Source organism: Dyella soli (assembly GCF_054482295.1).
The window spans coordinates 2,226,351-2,245,703 of the sequence record NZ_JBTFFU010000001.1 but is presented as its reverse complement, the minus strand read 5'-3'; the positions used below and the strand labels follow the sequence as shown (position 1 = coordinate 2,245,703).

At 67.4% G+C, this 19,353-nt stretch carries 17 protein-coding genes and 1 rRNA gene; 15 read left to right on the top strand and 3 right to left on the bottom strand.

Going from position 1 to position 19,353, the window contains the following annotated elements; translation table 11 throughout:
* Both rrf and glpK read left to right on the top strand, forming a co-directional pair.
* Positions 1 to 76, top strand: a 5S ribosomal RNA gene (gene rrf, locus ACXU4B_RS10360); the annotation flags it as partial.
* A 188-nt stretch (positions 77 to 264) separates the two neighbouring features.
* Positions 265 to 1,764 carry a glycerol kinase GlpK gene (glpK, locus tag ACXU4B_RS10355; RefSeq protein ID WP_131410216.1) on the top strand — a complete coding sequence of 500 codons (1,500 nt, stop codon included), beginning with the start codon at positions 265 to 267 and terminating at the stop codon, positions 1,762 to 1,764.
* A gap of 55 nt (positions 1,765 to 1,819) precedes the next feature.
* Here glpK and ACXU4B_RS10350 read toward each other — a convergent pair whose 3' ends face one another.
* Positions 1,820 to 2,755 carry a carbohydrate kinase family protein gene (locus tag ACXU4B_RS10350; RefSeq protein ID WP_131410214.1) on the bottom strand — a complete coding sequence of 312 codons (936 nt, stop codon included), beginning with the start codon at positions 2,753 to 2,755 and terminating at the stop codon, positions 1,820 to 1,822.
* A 261-nt stretch (positions 2,756 to 3,016) separates the two neighbouring features.
* Here ACXU4B_RS10350 and ACXU4B_RS10345 point away from each other — a divergent pair, with 261 nt between their 5' ends.
* From ACXU4B_RS10345 to ACXU4B_RS10285, 13 genes are all read left to right on the top strand, one after another.
* Positions 3,017 to 4,063: a rod shape-determining protein gene (locus ACXU4B_RS10345; RefSeq protein ID WP_131410212.1), complete on the top strand. Its 1,047-nt coding sequence runs from the start codon at positions 3,017 to 3,019 to the stop codon at positions 4,061 to 4,063.
* A 24-nt stretch (positions 4,064 to 4,087) separates the two neighbouring features.
* Positions 4,088 to 5,098 carry a rod shape-determining protein MreC gene (gene mreC / locus ACXU4B_RS10340; RefSeq protein ID WP_131410210.1) on the top strand — a complete coding sequence of 337 codons (1,011 nt, stop codon included), beginning with the start codon at positions 4,088 to 4,090 and terminating at the stop codon, positions 5,096 to 5,098.
* The gene (gene mreD, locus ACXU4B_RS10335) at positions 5,095 to 5,580 is read left to right on the top strand and encodes a rod shape-determining protein MreD (RefSeq protein WP_131410208.1); all 486 of its coding nucleotides are present in this window, start codon (positions 5,095 to 5,097) and stop codon (positions 5,578 to 5,580) included. The genes mreC and mreD overlap by 4 nt, the downstream gene beginning before the upstream one ends.
* A gap of 5 nt (positions 5,581 to 5,585) precedes the next feature.
* On the top strand, positions 5,586 to 7,601 hold the full coding sequence (gene mrdA, locus ACXU4B_RS10330) for a penicillin-binding protein 2 (protein ID WP_131410206.1): 2,016 nt from the start codon (positions 5,586 to 5,588) through the stop codon (positions 7,599 to 7,601).
* Complete coding sequence (rodA, locus tag ACXU4B_RS10325; protein WP_131410204.1) at positions 7,598 to 8,716, top strand: rod shape-determining protein RodA; 1,119 nt, start codon at positions 7,598 to 7,600, stop codon at positions 8,714 to 8,716. Before mrdA ends, rodA begins: the two co-directional genes overlap by 4 nt.
* 89 nt (positions 8,717 to 8,805) lie before the next feature.
* Positions 8,806 to 9,819 carry a lytic murein transglycosylase B gene (gene mltB / locus ACXU4B_RS10320; RefSeq protein WP_131410203.1) on the top strand — a complete coding sequence of 338 codons (1,014 nt, stop codon included), beginning with the start codon at positions 8,806 to 8,808 and terminating at the stop codon, positions 9,817 to 9,819.
* On the top strand, positions 9,816 to 10,748 hold the full coding sequence (locus ACXU4B_RS10315) for a septal ring lytic transglycosylase RlpA family protein (RefSeq protein ID WP_131410199.1): 933 nt from the start codon (positions 9,816 to 9,818) through the stop codon (positions 10,746 to 10,748). The genes mltB and ACXU4B_RS10315 overlap by 4 nt, the downstream gene beginning before the upstream one ends.
* Positions 10,749 to 10,808: 60 nt before the next feature.
* Positions 10,809 to 12,038: a D-alanyl-D-alanine carboxypeptidase family protein gene (locus tag ACXU4B_RS10310; RefSeq protein WP_131410197.1), complete on the top strand. Its 1,230-nt coding sequence runs from the start codon at positions 10,809 to 10,811 to the stop codon at positions 12,036 to 12,038.
* 13 nt (positions 12,039 to 12,051) lie between these two features.
* Complete coding sequence (locus tag ACXU4B_RS10305) at positions 12,052 to 12,342, top strand: YbeD family protein (RefSeq protein WP_131410195.1); 291 nt, start codon at positions 12,052 to 12,054, stop codon at positions 12,340 to 12,342.
* 139 nt (positions 12,343 to 12,481) lie between these two features.
* The gene (gene lipB, locus ACXU4B_RS10300; RefSeq protein ID WP_131410193.1) at positions 12,482 to 13,150 is read left to right on the top strand and encodes a lipoyl(octanoyl) transferase LipB; all 669 of its coding nucleotides are present in this window, start codon (positions 12,482 to 12,484) and stop codon (positions 13,148 to 13,150) included.
* A 10-nt stretch (positions 13,151 to 13,160) separates the two neighbouring features.
* A complete protein-coding gene (gene lipA, locus ACXU4B_RS10295) occupies positions 13,161 to 14,165 on the top strand; it encodes a lipoyl synthase (protein ID WP_131410191.1) in 1,005 nt (334 codons plus the stop codon).
* Between the two features lie 9 nt (positions 14,166 to 14,174).
* Positions 14,175 to 16,421 carry a carboxy terminal-processing peptidase gene (locus tag ACXU4B_RS10290; protein ID WP_131410189.1) on the top strand — a complete coding sequence of 749 codons (2,247 nt, stop codon included), beginning with the start codon at positions 14,175 to 14,177 and terminating at the stop codon, positions 16,419 to 16,421.
* A 98-nt stretch (positions 16,422 to 16,519) separates the two neighbouring features.
* Positions 16,520 to 17,164: a DUF4126 domain-containing protein gene (locus ACXU4B_RS10285; protein ID WP_458910866.1), complete on the top strand. Its 645-nt coding sequence runs from the start codon at positions 16,520 to 16,522 to the stop codon at positions 17,162 to 17,164.
* A gap of 12 nt (positions 17,165 to 17,176) precedes the next feature.
* On the opposite strand, the gene ACXU4B_RS10280 is transcribed toward ACXU4B_RS10285, so the two are convergent.
* Together ACXU4B_RS10280 and ACXU4B_RS10275 are read right to left on the bottom strand one after the other, a co-directional pair.
* Complete coding sequence (locus tag ACXU4B_RS10280) at positions 17,177 to 18,556, bottom strand: leucyl aminopeptidase family protein (protein ID WP_131410187.1); 1,380 nt, start codon at positions 18,554 to 18,556, stop codon at positions 17,177 to 17,179.
* Positions 18,557 to 18,643: 87 nt separating this feature from the next.
* Positions 18,644 to 19,348 (bottom strand): HAD family hydrolase, encoded by a 705-nt coding sequence (locus tag ACXU4B_RS10275; protein WP_131410185.1) that lies wholly within the window; start codon positions 19,346 to 19,348, stop codon positions 18,644 to 18,646.
* Positions 19,349 to 19,353: the final 5 nt, after the last annotated feature.

The window sequence follows — 19,353 nt, the reverse complement described above, 5'->3', positions numbered from 1 at the left end:
TCCCGAACTCGGAAGTGAAACGCAGCTGCGCCGATGGTAGTGTGAGCTTTCATGCAAGAGTAGGTCACCGCCAGGGGCTTCATCCCTCAAACGCCTTCCCATCCGGGAAGGCGTTTGTCTTTGCGCGTTCGAAAAATCTCCCGCGACGCAACGCGGTCGCGCACTGAGTTCCCGTGGTGCCCCGCGCGTGGGCCTGGCTCCCATCGCGGCCTGGTGTTGCTACGCTTCGCCACGACCACCCAAGCCTGATGGAGCAAGCGGATCGTGGAGAAGCGTTACGTGCTGGCCCTGGACCAGGGCACGACGAGCTCGCGGGCGATCCTGTTCGACCGTGCCGGCTCGGTGTTGGGGTGCGCGCAGAAGGAATTTCCCCAGGTATTCCCCCAGCCGGGTTGGGTCGAACACCGTCCGCGTGACATCCTGACCAGTGTCCTGGTGACGGTGACCGAGCTGCTCGCCAAGGCCCAGGTCGAGCTGGGCGAGATTGCCTCCATCGGCATCACCAACCAGCGCGAAACCACCGTGGTGTGGGACCGCGCCACGGGGCAGCCCATCTACAACGCCATCGTGTGGCAGTCGCGCCAGAGTCTGCCGATCTGCGAGCAGCTGCGTGCCGATGGCTGCGAGCCACTCGTGCGCGAGCGCACCGGCCTGCTGCTCGACGCCTATTTCTCGGCCACCAAGTTGCGCTGGATCCTCGATCACGTGGACGGCGCGCAGGAGCGTGCCGAGCGTGGCGAGCTGCTGTTCGGCACCATCGATACCTGGCTGATCTGGAACCTGAGCGGCGGCGCGGCGCATGTCACCGATGCCACCAACGCAGCGCGCACGCTGCTGTATGACATCCATCGACGTTGCTGGGACGACGACCTGCTGCACATGCTGCGCATCCCTCGGGCCATGCTGCCCGAGGTGCGTTCGAGCAGCGAGGTTTACGCCAACACCGCCCCGTCGCAGTTTTTCGGCGCCAGCGTGCCGATTGCCGGCGCGGCGGGCGACCAGCAGGCGGCGCTGTTCGGCCAGGCGTGCTTCGAGCCGGGCATGGCCAAGAACACCTACGGCACCGGCTGCTTCATGTTGATGCACACCGGCGCCCAGGCGGTGCCATCGAAGCATGGATTGCTCACCACGATTGCCTGGCAGCTGGGCGATCGCGTCGAGTACGCGCTGGAGGGCAGCATCTTCGTGGCGGGCTCGGTAATCCAGTGGCTGCGCGATGGCATGCGCATGCTGGGCAAGGCGAGCGATTCGCAGGCTTACGCCGAGCGGGTGTCGTCCAGTGATGGCGTGTACGTGGTGCCGGCCTTTGTCGGCCTGGGCGCACCGTACTGGCGCAGCGACGTGCGCGGCGCGGTGTTCGGCCTGAGCAGGGGGACCAGCAAGGAGCACTTCGTGCGTGCGGCGCTGGAGTCGATGGCCTATCAGTCGCGCGACGTGCTCACCGCCATGGAAGCGGATGCCGGCGTGCCGTTGAAGGAGCTGCGCGCCGACGGTGGCGCGATCTCCAATGACTTCATGGCGCAGTTCCAGAGCGACTTGCTCGGCGTGCCGGTGGTACGCCCACGCGTGCAGGAAACCACGGCGCTCGGCGCGGCCTACCTGGCGGGCCTGGCGGTCGGCTTCTGGCGTGACTGCCATGAAATCGCCGGCCTCTGGCAGGTCGATCGCCGCTTTGCGCCGCAGATGCCCGCGGCCGAGCGCGACCGCCTCTATCGAGGCTGGCAGCAGGCGGTGAACGCAACCATGGGATTTCGCGTCGACTGAACGAGCGAGGCCTCCGTCAGGAGGCCTCGTCGTTACTTGCCACGCCCGCCGGGGTTCAGTCGAGCGCGTAGCCGAACTGTTCCTTGAACTCGGCAGCGAACTGCGCATAGTCGAAGCGCTGGTTCTGCGTGCCCGGGTGCTCCACCTTCAGGGCGCCCATCAGCGAAGCCATGCGACCCACGGTCGGCCAGTCCTTGCCGGCCATGATGCCGAAGATCAGGCCGGCGCGATAAGCATCGCCGCAGCCGGTCGGATCGACCACGCGACGCTCGCGCGCCGCCGGGATGTCATGCGTGGTGCCGCCGGTGTGGATCTGCGAGCCGCGCGGCCCCTGCGTCACGATATAGGCCTGCACGCGCGAGGCGATGTCCTGCGCGCTCCAGCCGGTGCGCTGCTGCAGCAGCTGCGACTCGTAGTCGTTGACGATCACGTAGGTGGACTTTTCGATCATCGCCCGGAACTCGGCGCCGTCGAACAGCGGCATGGCCTGGCCCGGGTCGAAGATGAAGGGCACGCCGCGCGCGGCGAACTCGTCCACGTGCTGCAGCATGGCGTCGCGGCTGTCCGGCGCCACGATGGCGAAGCTGATCTGCGGGATGTCGCGCACGTGGTTTTCATGCGCGCTGAGCATGGCGCCCGGGTGGAAGGCGGTGATCTGGTTGTTGTCCAGGTCGGTGGTGATGAAGCACTGCGGCGTGAACTGGTCCTCGAACTCGCGCACGTAGTCCAGGCGGATGCCGCACTTTTCCATGTGGGCGCGATAGGGCGCGAAGTCCTGGCCCACCGTGGCCACCGGCAGCGGATCGGCACCCAACAGCTTGAGATTGTAGGCAATATTGCCCGCGCAGCCGCCGAATTCGCGACGCATCCGCGGCACCAGGAACGACACGTTCAGGATGTGCACCTGGTCGGGCAGGATGTGGTTCTTGAACTGGTCCTGGAACACCATGATGGTGTCGTAGGCGAGCGATCCGCAGATGACGGCAGACATGATGGCAGGACGTTCCCTGGCAAATGAACGGGTAGCCTGGGCGCTGACTGGAAGCGGCCCGGCTCAAAGTTCCCGATCATACCGGGATCCGCTTTCGACCGCGACTTTCCCGCGTGCGGCAGGACGCCTGCGGATATCTGAAAACGCGCATATCATCGCGTTGCCAAAGGCTTTCTTAACGAGATTGTCCTTGCGATCCGGGGGTTTGCTGACTAGACTGGCCCGCTTACTTTTTAGCCACAGCCGGCCTACGGCGGACCCATGTTCAAGAAGTTTCGCGGCTTTTTCTCCAACGACATTTCCATCGATCTCGGCACCGCCAATACGCTGATTTACGTGCGTGGCCAGGGCATCGTCCTGAATGAACCGTCGGTGGTGGCGATCCGTCAGGACCGTGGTCCCGGTGGCCCGCGTGCCGTCGCTGCGGTGGGTACCGACGCCAAGCGCATGCTGGGTCGTACGCCCGGCAACATCGCCACGGTGCGTCCGATGAAGGATGGCGTGATCGCCAACTTCTCGATGACCGAGGCGATGCTGCAGCATTTCATCAAGCAGGTGCACAAGTCGCGCATGCTGCGTCCAAGCCCGCGCGTGCTGGTGTGCGTGCCGTGCGGCTCCACCCAGGTGGAGCGCCGCGCCATCAAGGAATCGGCCGAAGGCGCCGGTGCGCGCGACGTGTTCCTGATCGAGGAGCCGATGGCTGCCGCGATCGGCGCCGGCATCCCGGTGCACGAGGCGCGCGGTTCGATGGTGCTGGACATCGGTGGCGGCACCTCCGAAGTGGCCGTGATCTCGCTCAACGGCATCGTCTACTCGCAGTCGGTGCGCGTCGGTGGCGACCGCTTCGACGAGGCGATCATCAATTACGTGCGCCGCAACCACGGCACGCTGATCGGTGAATCGACCGCCGAGCGCATCAAGCTGGAAATCGGCTGCGCCTTCCCGCAGACCAACGTGCGCGAGATCGAGATCTCCGGCCGCAACCTGGCCGAAGGCGTGCCGCGCATGTTCACCATCAACTCCAACGAAGTGCTGGAAGCGCTGCACGAGCCGCTGTCGGGCATCGTGGCGGCGGTGAAGTCGGCGCTGGAACAGACCCCGCCGGAGCTGTGCTCCGACGTGGCCGAGCGCGGCATCGTGCTCACCGGCGGTGGCGCCCTGCTGCGCGACCTGGATCGCCTGATCTCCGAGGAGACCGGCCTGCACGTGCAGGTGGCCGACGAGCCCCTGACCTGCGTGGCGCGTGGCGGCGGCAAGGCGCTGGAGCTGATCGACCAGCACGGCAGCGATTTCTTCGCTGCGGAATAAATCTAGCGACAGGGGAAGAGGACGATGGCGCTTGCGCGCGAGGAATCCTCGCCCCTGTTCGCCGGCACGGTTGCCGGAACACTCAGGCTGATCTTTTATCTCGCGCTGGCCATGGTGCTGATGGTGCTCGACCATCGCAATGGCTGGATCTGGCGCCTGCGCTACACCACCTCCGTACTCGTCGAACCGGTCTACCGGCTGGCCAGTTTGCCTGCGGCTGGCCTGCGCGCGGCCAGCGTGGCCTTTTCCGACCGCAAGCTGCTGACCGAGCAGAACCAGCGCCTGCGCGAGGATCTGCTGCTGGCCAATGCCAAGCTCAACCGCATGGCGGCCGTGGCCGAGCAGAACCAGCGCCTGAAGGAGCTGCTCGACACGCAGCACAGCCTGGAACTCAACGTGCAGCTGGCCCGCGTCATTGACGTGGACCTCGGCTCGTACCGCCATCGCATGCTGCTCAATGTCGGTGCCCGCGACGGCGTGAAGTCCGGCCAGGTCGTGATCGACGCGCATGGCGTGATCGGGCAGGTGGTGGAAGTGATGCCGCGCACCTCGCTGGTGATGCTGGTGACCGACCCCGACCACGCCATTCCGGTGGTGATCGAACGTACCGGCCTGCGCACGGTGGCCTATGGCACGCGCGACGGCGACGCGCTGAGCCTGCCCAATATCTCCATGGCCTCCGACGTGCACGCCGGTGACAAGCTGCTGACCTCCGGCCTCGGCGGGCGTTTCCCGCCGGGCTTCCCGGTGGGCGAGATCCGTTCGGTGGGACAGTCGGCTTCCGGCATGTTCCTCGAAGGGCATGCGCGTCCCACCGCCGACCTCGACCGCAGCGAAGACGTGCTGTTGCTGCACGACCTTGCCGAGCCCGTGGGGCCGCCGGCGCCGGTGACGCCTTCGGGGCCGCCCACCGACCTGGCGCCGGCTCCGGGCCAGGCTCCGGCGCCCGCTGCAAGCAGTGCAGCGCCGGCGCGTGCCGCCGAGGCGCATGCGTCGCCGGCCCCCGCCACCAGCACCGCGCAGGCGCAGCCATGAACAAGCAACGCGTCAATCTGCTGTGGTTCGTCAGCACGCTGGTGTTCGCGTTGTTGATGATGCTGGTTCCGCTGCCGGCGCCGCTGCAGCCGTTCAAGCCGTATTGGCCGGCGCTGTTCCTGCTGTACTGGTCGCTGGAATCGAGCGACCGGGTGAGCCTGGGGCTGGCCTTCACCATCGGCCTCGGCGCGGACCTGCTCGATGGCGTGCTGCTGGGCGAGCAGGCCATGCGCCTGTGCGCGCTGGTGTTCATCGCGCTGCGCTTCCGTTCGCGCCTGCGCTTCTTCCCGATGTGGCAGCAGACCCTGGCAGTGCTCGCGCTGTTGCTCAACGACCGCTTCCTGCTGCTGATGGTGCGCACCTTCGCCGGTGAGTCGTTGCCGCCGGCCAGCTGGTGGATTTCACCGTTCGTCGGCGCGATGCTCTGGCCGTTCCTGTTCCTGCTCATGGACGACCTGCGCATGCGCTTGCGCATCCAGTAACCGCCATGGCCCTGAAGCGACGCTCGATCAAGGATTCCCGCGGCGAGAGCGCACTGTTCCGTGTGCGTGCGCTGGTGGGTTTTGCCTTGATCCTGCTCGGCCTGGGCACGCTGGTGGCGCGCTACGTATACCTGCAGGTCCATCGCCACGACGAGTTTGCCCTGCGCTCGGAAAACAACCGCGTGAAGCCGCGGGCGATCCCGCCGGCGCGCGGGCTGATCTTCGACCGCAACGGCGTGCTGCTGGCCGACAACGTGCCAGCCTTCCGGCTGGAAGTCGTGCCCGAGCAGGTGCCGGACATGAAGGCGCTGCTCGCCGAGATCGGCACCGTGGTGCCGCTGGGCGATGACGACATCGACACGTTCCGCAAACAGCTCAAGCAGAACCGCCGCTTCGACAGCGTGCCGCTCAAGCTGCACCTGACCGAGGACGAGATCGCCCGGTTCGCCATCAACCGCTGGCGTTTTCCGGGCGCCGACGTCGTGCCTTACCTCACGCGCCGCTATCCGTACGGACCCTTGTTCGCGCACGTGGTGGGCTATGTCGGGCGCATCGATGCGGACGACCTGAACCGGCTCGACGCCGACCGCTACAAGGGCACCAGCCACGTGGGGCGCAGCGGCCTGGAGCGCTCCTATGAAGACATGCTGCACGGCGAACCCGGCTACGAGCTGGTCGAGGTCAACGCCGACGGCCGCACCCAGCGCGTGCTGGAAACGCATGCGCCGACGCCGGGCAGGAACCTCTACCTGAGCATCGACGTGCGCGTGCAGAAGGCCGCCAACGATGCGTTCGCGGGACGTCCTGGCGCGGCGGCGGCGATCGATCCGCGCAACGGCCAGGTGCTGGCCATGGTCAGCGTGCCGAGCTTCGACCCGAACCTGTTCGTCAATGGCATCAGCCGCGCCGACTACACCTCGTACATGACGGCCGAGGACAAGCCGCTGCTCAATCGCGCGCTCAAGAGCTCCTATCCGCCGGGTTCGACGGTGAAGCCGTTCCTGGCGCTGGGCGGCCTGGAATACGGCATCCGCCGGCCGGAGGACACCGTGCTGTCGACCGGCGAGTTCTGCATACCCGGCCAGCAGCGTTGCTACCGCGACGACACGCGCGGTGGCGACGGCACGGTGAACATGGTGCGCGCAATCGAGAAGTCGACCAACACGTACTTCTACAAGCTTGCGCTGGACATGGGCATCGACCGGCTGAGCAGCTGGATGGGCAGCCTGGGCTTCGGACGCAAGACCGGCATCGACCTGCTGGGCGAAGCCGAAGGCATCCTGCCGTCGCGGGAATGGAAGGCCACGCGCAGCAAGTACGGCTGGTTCCCCGGTGAAACCGTCATCGCGGGCATCGGCCAGGGCTACTGGAACGTGACGCCGCTGCAGCTGGCGCATGCCATCGCCACGCTGGCCGGCCACGGCACGCCTTATGCGCCGCGACTGGTGATGGCGACTGCCAATGTGAAGGAACATCCCACGCCGCTGGCCAATCCGCCCAGCGGACCGTCGCTGATTCGCAAGCCCAACGACTGGAACGTGGTCAACCAGGGCATGGAAGCGGTGGTTTATGGCGCCGGCGGTACCGCCAAGGTGGCGGGCGTGTTCAACGGTTTCCCGCTGGTGGTGGCCGGCAAGAGCGGCACCGCCGAGCGCTTCTCGCGCCGCGGCAACGACTACGACACCAACAAGAACACGGCCTACCTCGCGACACGACATCGCGCCTGGTTCATGGCCTATACGCCGACCGAGGCACCGCGCATCGCCGTGGTGGCGATGCTGGAGTCGGGCGCCTGGGGTGCCGCTGACGCAGGCCCGATCGTGCGCAAGGTGATGGATGCCTGGCTGGTCGCGCAGGGTGGTCCGGTGCCGCCGAAGAACACGCCGGAGACGGGCATCACCACCACGCCCGCCGCCGAAGAACCCGAAGACACCCCGGTGGCCACGCCGGCCGACATGCCCGCCGGCGCGCCGGCCGACAGTTCAAGCACTGCAACGCCCGAGGACGGAGGCAACCCATGATCGACGCCCTCCAGGCACGTTTCCTGCGCTTCGTGCGCCGCGTGATGACGCGGCCGCGCATCGACCTGCCGCTGGCCTTTGGCCTGTTCCTGCTCGGCATCGTCGGGCTGATGACCTTGTACAGCGCCAGCGGCGGCAGCATGGGCATGATCGTGGGGCAGGCCGGGCGCTTTGTCTTCGGCGGCCTGCTGGTGCTGCTGATCTCGCGCATTCCGCCCACCGTGCTGCGCGGCTGGACGCCCTGGCTCTACGCAGGCAGCGTCGCCCTGCTGCTGGTGGTGGCCGCCGTGGGCGAGGTGCGCAGTGGTTCCAAGCGCTGGCTGGACCTGGGCCTGCTGTCGTTCCAGCCGTCCGAGCTGCTCAAGCTCACCATGCCGATGATGGTGGCCTGGTACCTGCATCCGCGCCAGCTGCCGCCCAGCTGGAAGGACATCGTCATGGTCGGTGTGCTGATCGCGATTCCGGCCGGACTGATCGCCGAGCAGCCGGACCTGGGCACGGCCTTGCTGGTGACGGCCGCCGGCGCGTTTGCGCTGTTCCTGTCGGGCATGGCCTGGTGGAAGATAGGCAGCCTGCTGGCCGCCGTGGGCGGCATGATCCCGGTGGCCTGGCATTTCCTGCACGAGTACCAGCGCAACCGCGTGCGCACGCTGCTGGATCCGGAATCCGATCCGCTGGGCAACGGCTGGCACATCATCCAGTCGCAGATCGCGGTGGGCTCGGGCGGCATGTTCGGCAAGGGCTGGCAGCACGGCACGCAGTCGCGGCTGGATTTCCTGCCCGAGCACACCACCGACTTCATTTTCGCGGTGTTCTCCGAGGAGTTCGGCCTGGTCGGCGTCATCGGCATCATGCTGCTGTACGCCTTCATCATCGGCCGCTGCCTGTGGATCGCCATGGAGGCGCGCGACACCTATTCGCGCCTGCTGGCCGGCGCGATCGGCATGAGCTTCTTCGTGTACGTGTTCGTCAATGGCGGCATGGTCGCCGGCATGTTGCCGGTGGTGGGCGTGCCGATGCCGCTGGTGAGCTACGGCGGCACCTCGGCGGTGTCGCTGCTGACCGGCTTCGGCGTGCTGATGTCGATCTTCGCCAACCGCAAGATGCACGACTGATCGCAGCAAAATATCGCGCGATGTGCCTGGTTTGCGCCGGCTCGCGTGCTAGGCTTTGCGTGAAGCCGTTCACGACAGCGAAGTCCTTCATGCCCTTGATTCCCGCGTCGCTCCCGACTCGTCGCCTCGTCGCCACGCTGGGCCTGCTCATCGCCGCCGTCTGCACGCCGGTTCTCGCGGAAACGCATCCCGGCCAGGACCAGCTGGTCAGCGAAGTGGCCAAGGACACCGGCAAGAGTCCGCAGGCACTGAATGCCTTGCTGGATGGCGCGAAGAAGCAGCAGAGCATCCTCGACGCGATCAGCCGCCCGGCCGAAGCCAAGCCGTGGAAGGACTACCGGCCCATCTTCATCACCGACCAGCGCATCAACGACGGCGTGGCCTTCTATCGCGCGCATCGCGACGTGCTCGAGCGCATCGGCCAGCAGTACGGCGTGGCCCCCGAGTACATCGTCGCGATCATCGGCGTAGAAACGTTCTATGGCCGCAGCACCGGCAAGTACAAGGTGCTCGATGCGCTGGTGACGCTGGGTCTGTACTACCCGCCGCGCGCCACGTTCTTCCGCGAGCAGCTCAAGACCTTGCTCGAGCTGCCGGACAACCATCTCGCCGGCCCGGTGGATACGCTCACCGGCTCGTACGCGGGGGCGCAGGGCTGGGGCCAGTTCATGCCCTCGAGCATCCGCGACTTCGGCGTGGACGCCGATGGCGACGGCCGCATCGACCTGAAGAACTCGCTGCCCGACATTTTCGCCAGCGTGGCCAATTATTTCGCCAAGCACGGCTGGCAGGCGGGCGGCCCGGTGGCGGCGCGCGCGCAGCCCGATGCCGCTGCCAGGAAAATCACCGTCAACGACTCCTCGCCGCAGTGGCCCCTCGAGCAGCTGGTGGCCTGGGGCTACGCGCCGGTGCAGCCGCTCAATCCGGGGCAGCCCACGAGCCTGCAGTCGCTGGAAGGCGCCAACGGCATGGAGTACTGGTACACCTTCCAGAACTTCTACGTGATCACCAAGTACAACCGCAGCCCGCTGTACGCGCTGGCGGTGTTCCAGCTGGCGCAGGCCATTGCGGAAGGGGTAGGCATGGCGGATAGCCCGCGATGAAGTGGCAGCACGCGCTGCCGATCCTGATGATCGCGCTGCTGGCCGGTTGCAGTGGCGGCAAGACGCGGCCCTCGTCGGGTCACGCGGGCTCGTCGTCGTCGCGTAGCGCGGCGGGCGGCGCCAGCGGCGCGCCAGGCGGCGGTTTCTATGACGACACCAGCCGGCCGCAGAACAGCCGCTACCGCGACGGCAGCGACAGCGTGCCGGGCGGCCCGCCGCCGGACGTGAGCAAGCTGCCCGAGCCGGTGCCCCGGGTCGAGCCGCGCGCGCTGTATGGCAACAAGTCGCCGTACACCGTGCTGGGCCAGACCTATACGGTGCTGCCCGGCCCCGGCGGCTACGTCGAGCGCGGCATCGCCTCGTTCTACGGCAACAAATTCCACGGGTACAAGACCTCGAGTCTCGAGGACTACGACATGTACCAGTTCACCGCGGCGCACAAGACGCTGCCGCTGCCCAGCTATGCCCGCGTGACCAACCTGGACAACGGCAAGAGCGTGATCGTGCGCATCAACGATCGCGGCCCGTTCCACGAGAACCGCCTGATCGACCTCTCGTTCGCCGCAGCCGTGAAGATCGGCGTGTGGCCCAAGGGCACCGGCCTGGTGGAAGTGCGCGCGATCGACCCGTCGCAGTCGCTCGACGTGCAGGCCCTGCCGCCACCACCGCCGGCGCCGAAGCCTGCCAGTCCGGGGCCCGGCATTTACCTCCAGGTCGGCGCATTCTCCGACCTCGGCAACGCCGAGCGGGTGGCCCAGCAGCTGCGCAGCGCGAATTTTGCGCCGGTACAGGTGGTGGATGCCCAAATCAACGGTCGCGCCATCCGCCGCGTGCGGGTGGGACCCATCGCCAGCGTCGACCAGGCGGACGATGTCACCTCGCGAATCGAGGGCATGGGGCTGCCTCGGCCGCAGGTCGCGGTAGACTGACGCACTGAAATTCTTGCGGCGTCTCAGGCGCCGCCATACAGCACTGGATTGAACCGAACGATGAAGCTGATTCGCCGCACCCTGTCCTCGCTCGCCGTCGCCGCCCTGGTTGTCGGTACCGCCCTCGCCCAGCAGACCCCGCCCAAGCCCGTGCCGGTGCCGCGTCCGGTGGTGCCCGAGGCACCGGTGCCGCCGCCGCCGGATGTGGACGGCAAGAGCTGGGTGCTGATGGACTACGCCACCGGCCAGGTGCTGGCGTCGAAGGACCCGGACGTGCGCGTGGAGCCGGCCTCGATCACCAAGGTGATGACCGACTACGTGGTGTCCGCCGAAGTCGCCAACGGCAAGATCCACATGGCCGACCCGGTCACCATCAGCGAGAACGCCTGGCGCAGCGGTGGCGCCGGCACCGACGGTTCCACCAGCTTCCTCAAGCTCAACAGCCAGGTGCCGCTGAAGGACCTGCTGTACGGCATGATCATCCAGTCGGGCAATGACGCCGCCATCGCGCTGGCCGAACACACCGCCGGCTCGGAGTCCGCGTTTGCCAACCTGATGAACGCCTATGCCAAGCAGCTGGGCATGGTGAACTCCAATTTCGAGAACGCCTCGGGCTATCCCATCACCAACCACTACAGCACGGCGCGCGACATCGCCTTGCTGTCGCGCGCGCTGATCCACGATTTCCCCGAGGACTATGCGATCTCGGCGATCAAGGACTTCGAGTGGAACGGCATCAAGCAGCACAACCGCAACCTGCTGCTGTGGCGCGACAACACGGTGGACGGCATCAAGACCGGCCATACCGCCGCCGCCGGCTACTGCCTGGCCGCCTCGGCCAAGCAGGGCGACGCGCGCATGATCGCGATCGTGATGGGCGCCAGCAACGAGAAGGCCCGCGCCGACGCCGCGCTGGCGCTGATGAACTACGGCTTCCGCTTCTACGAGACGCACAAGCTCTACGACAACACCAAGCCGCTGGCCACGCCGAAGCTGTGGAAGGGCCAGGCCAATAACCTGCCGCTGGGCGTTACCGACAATGTGCTGGTCACCGTCAAGCGCGGCGACTACGACAAGCTCAAGGCCACCATGGACATTCCGGCCACGCTGATCGCTCCGTTCACCAAGGGCCAGCAGGTGGGCACGCTGCGCATCACGCTCGATGGCCAGTCGGTGCAGAACGTGCCGCTGGTGGCCCTGGCCGACGCGCCGCAGGGCGGCTTCTTTGCCCGCCTGTGGGACAGCATCATGCTGTGGTTCCATGGCGACAAGAAGAACGACGCGAAGTAACGGAGGTGGCGTGATGCGCGATATCGATTCCATCCAGGCCCAGCAGGAAGGCCAGGGCTTCCAGTTCCCGGGCGAGTTCGAGATCACCGCCATGGGCAATGCCAGCGTGGACCTCAAGGCCCGCGTACCGCAGATCCTGGAAGGCATCGGCCTGCACGTGCTGCATGAGACGGTCAAGCACCGCCACTCGCGGGAGGGCAACTTCCTCTCGGTGACGGTGAGCTTCCGCTGCGAGACGCGCGAGCAGTACGACGCGGCGCACTCCGCGCTGCGGGCCGACCCGGATATCCGCTACACCCTGTAACACCCGCATGGGCAGGGCCGGGGGCGCCGCAGCACGCGCCCCGGTCGATCCCGGGCCGACCCTGACTTCCGGCCCACTTGGCTTCCGTGCATCCCGGCCACACTTCTTTCGATCATCCCCGTCCCCAGGTGCAGTCCCCATGTCCCTGCCGCTCAAAGTCCGCCGTCTCGGCCGCCAGCCCTACGCGGCGACGTGGGAGGCGATGAGCCAGTTCACCAACAACCGCGGCCCGGACACGCCCGATGAACTGTGGCTGCTCGAGCACGACCCGGTGTTCACCCAGGGGCAGGCGGGCAAGGCCGAGCACCTGCTGGCGCCCGGCGATATCCCGGTGGTGCAGGTGGACCGTGGCGGCCAGGTGACCTATCACGGCCCCGGCCAGATCGTGGGCTACCCGCTGATCGACCTGCGCCGCGCCGGGGTCAGCGTGCGCGAGCTGGTCAACAAGATCGAGCAGTCCCTCATCGATACGCTGGCGCATTGGAACATCGGCGCCGAACGGCTCGAGGGCGCCCCCGGCGTCTACGTGGCCGGCGCCAAGGTGGCGGCGCTGGGCCTGCGCGTGCGGCGCGGCTGCAGTTTCCATGGCCTGGCCTTCAACGTGAACATGGACCTGGAGCCCTATCACCGCATCAATCCTTGCGGTTACAAGGGTTTGGCGGTCACCCAGGTGCTAGACTTGGGCGGTCCGTCGCGCCTGTCGGACGTCGAGGACGCGCTGGTGGAGGAGTTCTGCCGCCAGTTTGGGTTCGACGCCGAACCGGCCACCCCCACACTCCCTGAACTACCCGCTCGCGTAGCGGTCTGAGCCTGCCTACATGAGCGAAATCTCCTCTTCCAAGGTCATCCCGATCAGCGTCGTCGCTGGCACGCCTGCGGTTGAAAAGCAGCTGGGCAACGACAAGATCGCGCTGAACCGCGCGGGCTTCGAGACGGCCGTGCCCACCCTGCGCAAGCCGAGCTGGATTCGCGTGCGCCTGCCGCAAGGCAACGCGGTGGCGCAGCTGAAATCACGCCTGCGCGAGAACTCGCTGGTCACGGTGTGCGAAGAAGCCAGCTGCCCGAACATCCACGAGTGCTTCAGCAAGGGCACCGCCACGTTCATGATCCTCGGCGAGGTGTGCACGCGCCGCTGCTCGTTCTGCGACGTCGCCCACGGCCGCCCGGCCGCGCCCGATCCGATGGAGCCGGCGCGCCTGGCCGAAACCATCCGCGACATGCGCCTGAAGTACGTGGTGATCACCTCGGTCGATCGCGACGACCTGCGTGACGGCGGCGCCGAGCATTTCGCCGCGTGCATCCGCGCGGTGCGCCACGCCAGCCCAAACATCCGCATCGAGATCCTCACGCCCGACTTCCGCGGCAAGGGCCGCATGGAGCGCGCGCTGGAAGTGCTCAAGGACTTCCCGCCGGACGTGTTCAACCACAACCTCGAAACCGTGCCGCACCTGTATCGCGAAGTGCGCCCGGGTGCCGACTACCAGTGGTCGCTGGACCTGCTCAAGCGCTTCAAGGCGCAGCATCCGGAGGTGCCGACCAAGTCCGGCATCATGCTGGGCCTGGGTGAGACGATGGAGCAGGTGCTCGAGACCATGCGCGACCTGCGCGCCCATGACGTCGAGATGATCACCATCGGCCAGTACCTGCAGCCCACGCCGCACCACCACCCGGTGATGCGTTACTGGACGCCGGAAGAATTCGAGACATTGCGCGAGGCCGGCGAGGCGATGGGTTTCCATCACGTCGCTTCCGGCCCGCTGGTTCGTTCGTCCTACCACGCCGACCTGCAGGCTCACGCCGCGGGCGTCACCGAACACGCCTGAAGAGCACCTATGAAACTGCGCCCATCGATCGCCCTGCTGTTCGCCCTTGCCGTCACCGGTGCCGGTGTCCATGCGCAGTCCGCCGCGGACCTGACCCCCAGCACGCCGCGCAAGGTCTCCTCGCTACCGCTGAAGGCCACGTCCACCCAGGCCGATGCGGCCAAGCTGTCGGCGCGATTCCTCACCCGCTTCCACTACGACGCCAAGCCGCTCGACGATGCGATGTCGCAGAGGATCTACAAGGCGTACCTGGACAGCCTCGACAGCGAGAAGGTGTTCTTCACCCAGGGCGACCTCGTGAAGTTCGCGCCGCTGAAGACGCAGATGGACGACGCGATCTGGAACGAGGACCTCTCCGGTCCGTTCAACATGTTCAACATCTACGTGCAGCGCGCTGTCGAGCGCATGGGCTTTGCGCGCAGTCTGCTGGCCAAGGGCTTCGATTTCCAGGCCAACGAAAGCTACAACTACGACCGCAAGAACGCCCAGTGGCCGAAGGACCAGGCCGAGCTCGACACGCTGTGGCGCCAGCGCACCATGAACGACTGGCTGCGCCTGAAGCTCGCCGGCAAAGCCGACGATGACATCCGCAAGACGCTGGACAAGCGCTATGCCGGCTACATCGACCGCGTGAAGCAGCTCGACGGCGAGGACGCGTTCCAGTCGTTCATGAACGCCTACGCCGAATCCACCGACCCGCATACCGACTACCTAGGCCCCCGCGCCGCGGAGAACTTCGACATCGCGATGAAGCTGTCGCTGGAAGGCATCGGCGCGGTGCTGCAGGCGCGCGACGAATACACCGCGATCCGCGAGGTCGTGCCCGCCGGCCCGGCCGCCAAGTCCGGCAAGGTGCACGTGGGCGACCGCATCGTCGCCATCGGCGAAGGCACCAACGGCCCGATGGTCGACGTGATCGGCTGGCGCCTGGATGACGTGGTCAAGCACATCCGCGGCAAGAAGGACACGACCGTGCGCCTCGAGGTCCTGCCTTCCGACGCGGGCGTGGATGGCAAGCACGAGCTGATCACCCTGGTGCGCCAGAAGGTCAGCATCGAGGAGCAGGCGGCCAAGAAGAAGGTCATCGAGATCAAGGACGGCGACGTCAGCCGCAAGATCGGCGTGATCGACCTGCCGAGCTTCTATTCCGATTTCGGTGCCCGCCGCGAAGGCGACAAGGACTTCAAGAGCGCGACCCGCGACGTTTCCAAGTTGCTGGGCGAGCTGAAGGCCGCCGGCGTCGAAGGCGTGGTGATGGATCTGCGCAACAACGGCGGCGGTTCGCTGGCCGAGGCCAACGAGCTCACCGGCCTGTTCATCGACAAGGGCCCGGTGGTGCAGGTGCGCGATGCACGCGGCCAGGTCGAAGTGCAGGGCGATGACGATGCCGGCATGGCCTGGAGCGGCCCGATGGCCGTGCTGGTGAACCGTGGTTCGGCCTCGGCGTCGGAAATCTTCGCCGCCGCGATCCAGGACTACGGCCGCGGCCTGATCATCGGCCAGCCGACCTTCGGCAAGGGCACCGTGCAGAACCTGGTGGACCTGGACCGCTTCACCCGCAGCACCCGCGAAAAGCCGCAGTACGGCGAGCTGAAGATGACCATCCAGGAATTCTTCCGCATCAACGGCGGCTCGACCCAGCTCAAGGGCGTGACGCCGGACATCCAGTATCCGAAGAACGGCGACGAGAAGGACTTCGGCGAGTCGACCTACGACAACGCGCTGCCGTGGACGCAGATCGCGCCGGCGGACTACAAGCCGGTGGCCGACCTGAAGGCCTACCTGGGCCAGCTGCAGTCCCGCCACGATGCGCGCGCGGTCAAGTCGCCGGGCTGGAAGCTGATGCTCGACGAGCTGGCGCAGTACCGCAAGATGCGCGACAAGACCACGATCTCGCTGAACTTCGCCCAGCGCCAGGCCGAGCGCAAGGAACAGGACGCCATCCAGGCCGACTTCCGCACGCGCCACAAGGCGATTGACGGTGTTGCCAGCGGCGGTGACGAGGATGCGGTGGTGCTCGACGATGGCCTCAACGCCAACGAGCGCAGCCTCAAGAGCGAGCTGAAGCAGGAAGACGAGGCCAAGAAGGCGGCCGATCCGCAGCTGCAGGAAACCGCGCACATCCTGTTCGACGCGGTGGGCCTGATCAAGGCCGACCCCAGGCTGGCGGCGGCGGTGCTGCCGTATGGCGGCAAGCCCAACGGCGGCTCGACCGCCTCGGTGGCGCCGGCCAACCCGAGCCCGACCACGCACTGACCGAAGCCTCGGTCGAATCATCAAGGGCGGTGCGCAAGCGCCGCCCTTTTTGTTTGCGCGCGGCGCCTCGCTTGACCGCGCCAGCGAGGGGCGCATGCTTGTCGCACGACGATCGCGTTGCGGCCACGGGAGCACCGATGGACACGCTGCAGAGCATTGCATTGGCGGGCGGCCTTTCCTGGGCCAGCGGCTTGCGCCTCTACGCCACGGTGTTCATCACTGGACTGCTGGCACGGCTGGGTTTCGTGCACTTGCCCGACGGCCTGAGCCTGCTCACCGACAACTGGGTGCTCGCCGTCGCCGGTGTCCTGGCGGTGGGCGAATTGCTGGCGGACAAGCTGCCGGCGTTCGACAGCGTGTGGGATGCCGTGCACACGTTCATCCGGATTCCTGCCGGCACGCTGCTGGCGTGGGGCGTGTTCCGCGACTCGGGCCCCGGCGTGCAGCTGGCCGCGGCACTGCTCGGCGGCGCGCTGGTCTCCGGCACCCACCTGGCCAAGACCGGCAGCAGGGCGCTGGTGAATACCTCGCCCGAGCCCTTGAGCAACTGGAGCCTCAGCCTGGGCGAGGACGTCTCGTGGCTGGGCGGCCTGTACCTGATGTGGCAGCACCCGGCGCTGTTCCTCGCCCTGTTGCTGCTGTTCGTGCTGTGCCTGCTGTGGCTGCTGCCGAAGATCGTGCGGGGCCTGCGCGCCCTTGCGCGCAGGCTGCGGGGTCTCGGGGCAAGCTCGTCGAATGCGTGACCGGCGCTGCAGTCAGCGCGTGTAGCGCTGCTGCAGGAAGGCAAAGAACGCGCGCAGGCCCAGTGCCTCGCCGCCGCGCGGACGACCGGGGCGATCACCGTCATTCCAGGCGTAGGTGTCCAGATGCAGCCACGGCGTGGTCTCGGGCACGAAGCGTTCGAGGTAGAGCGCGGCCGTGATCGCGCCCGCATGGCGCGAGGGCCCGGCGTTGGCCATGTCGGCCAGGTACGACTCGAGCATCTTGCGGTACGGGCGCCACAGCGGCAGGCGCCACAGCGGATCGTTGATCGCGCGGCCGGCGGCCACCACCTGGTCGGCGACATCGTCGCGATTGGCGAACAGCGCCGGCAGGTCCGGGCCGAGCGCGACGCGCGCGGCGCCAGTCAGCGTGGCGAAGTCGACGATCAGGTCGGGCTGCTGCTCGCTGGCATAGCTGAGCGCGTCGCACAGCACCAGGCGGCCTTCGGCGTCGGTGTTGTCCACTTCCACCGTGATGCCGCCACGCGTGGTGATGACATCGCCGGGACGCAGCGAGGCGCCCGATACGGCGTTCTCCACCGCGGGAATGAGCAGGGTGAGTCGCACCGGCAGCCTGGCCTGCATGATCAGGCCGGCCAGCGCGATCGCGTGCGCGGCGCCGCCCATGTCCTTCTTCATCCAGCGCATGCCATCGGCAGGCTTGAGGTCGAGGCCGCCGGTGTCGAAGCACACGCCCTTGCCGACCACAGCGAGCTTGGGATCGCCGGCCTTGCCCCAGGTGAGTTCCACCAGGCGCGCCGGGCGATGGCTGCCACGGCCCACGGCGTGGATAGTTGGGAAGTTGGCGGCCAGCAAGTCGTCGCCGACCCACTCGCGCACCTTGGCCTTGTGCGCCTTGCCCAGCTGTTTCACCGCGTCGGCGAGCTGCTTGGGGCCCATGTCTTCGGTGGGCGTGTTGACCAGGTCGCGCACTTGCGCGGTGGCCTCGACCAGCGGCGCCAGCAGCTGCGCCTCGGCGGCGGCGATGGCCAGCCGGGCCGGCGCGCGGCGCGCCTTGCGATAACGGGTGAACTCATAGGCGCCCAGCGCCCAGCCCAGCGCGGCCTGGCGCGTGTCGTCGAGCACGCCTTCGTCGGCCAGGTGGTAGGTGGCCTCGGGCAGGGCGCGCGGCAGCGTAGCCAGCGCGCCCAGGGCGTCGCCCGCGTCCACGCCGGCGAGCACGCGCACCAGCTTGCCGGTGGCATCGGCGACCAGCGCAAACGTGCCTGGCGCGGCCTCGAAGCCGCTGTCGGCCAGCCAGCGACGCTGCGCGGCGGTGAGGCGGCGTCGGGTGGCGGCAAAACGGGAAGGGTCGGTGGTCTCGATGGCGATGCTCTGGCGCTCGCCGGCTTTGCGTTCGATCAGGACAGACATGAAATTCCTTGCGCGGCGCGGCGCGTCCGCTGGCCGCGGTGGCTACGTGGTAATGGTGCCAATGATGCGCGCTTTCGGCGGCGCTGCCTACGCGGAAGCGGTGTCGCTGGCTTCGAGCCAATGGGCCAGCGCCGTCATGTCGCGCAGGTCCAGGTCGGGTGCGCTGCCCAGCGCGCCAGGCCACGGGTGCCGGCCGCGATTGATCCACGCCGTGCGCATGCCGGCGTCGCGGGCACCTACGACATCCAGCTCGGGATCGTCGCCCACGTGCAGGATCTCGTCGGGGGCGAAGCCCAGCCGCTCGGCGGCGAGGGTGAAGATGCGCGCATCGGGCTTGGCGATGCCGGTGTCACGGGCGCAGACGTGATGCGCGAAGTGGCCGCGGATGCCAATGCGCTCGAGGTCGGCGTTACCGTTGGTCAGGCTTGCGATGGGCCAGCGGCGGGTGATGCGTTCCAGCGCGGGCAGGCTGTCGGGATACAGCTCGACGCTGTTGCGCGCCGAAAAATAGATTTCCCACAGCGTGTCCAGCGGCGCCTGCTCGATGCCGCAGGCCGCGAACGCGCGCTGCATGGTGATATAGCGCTGTGCAGTGAAGTCGTGGGCCAGATCGGTGCGATCAGCGGCGACTTCGGCACGCAGCGCGCGCATGGCCGGGATGGGCCAGGCGCGCGCGACGTCGGGAAAGTGCTGGCGCAGGTACGCGTCCAGGTCACGATCGGCTCGCTCCAGGGCCGGCAATACCGGCCACAGGGTGTCGTCCAGGTCGAGCGTGAGGGCGCGGATGCGCACGTTGC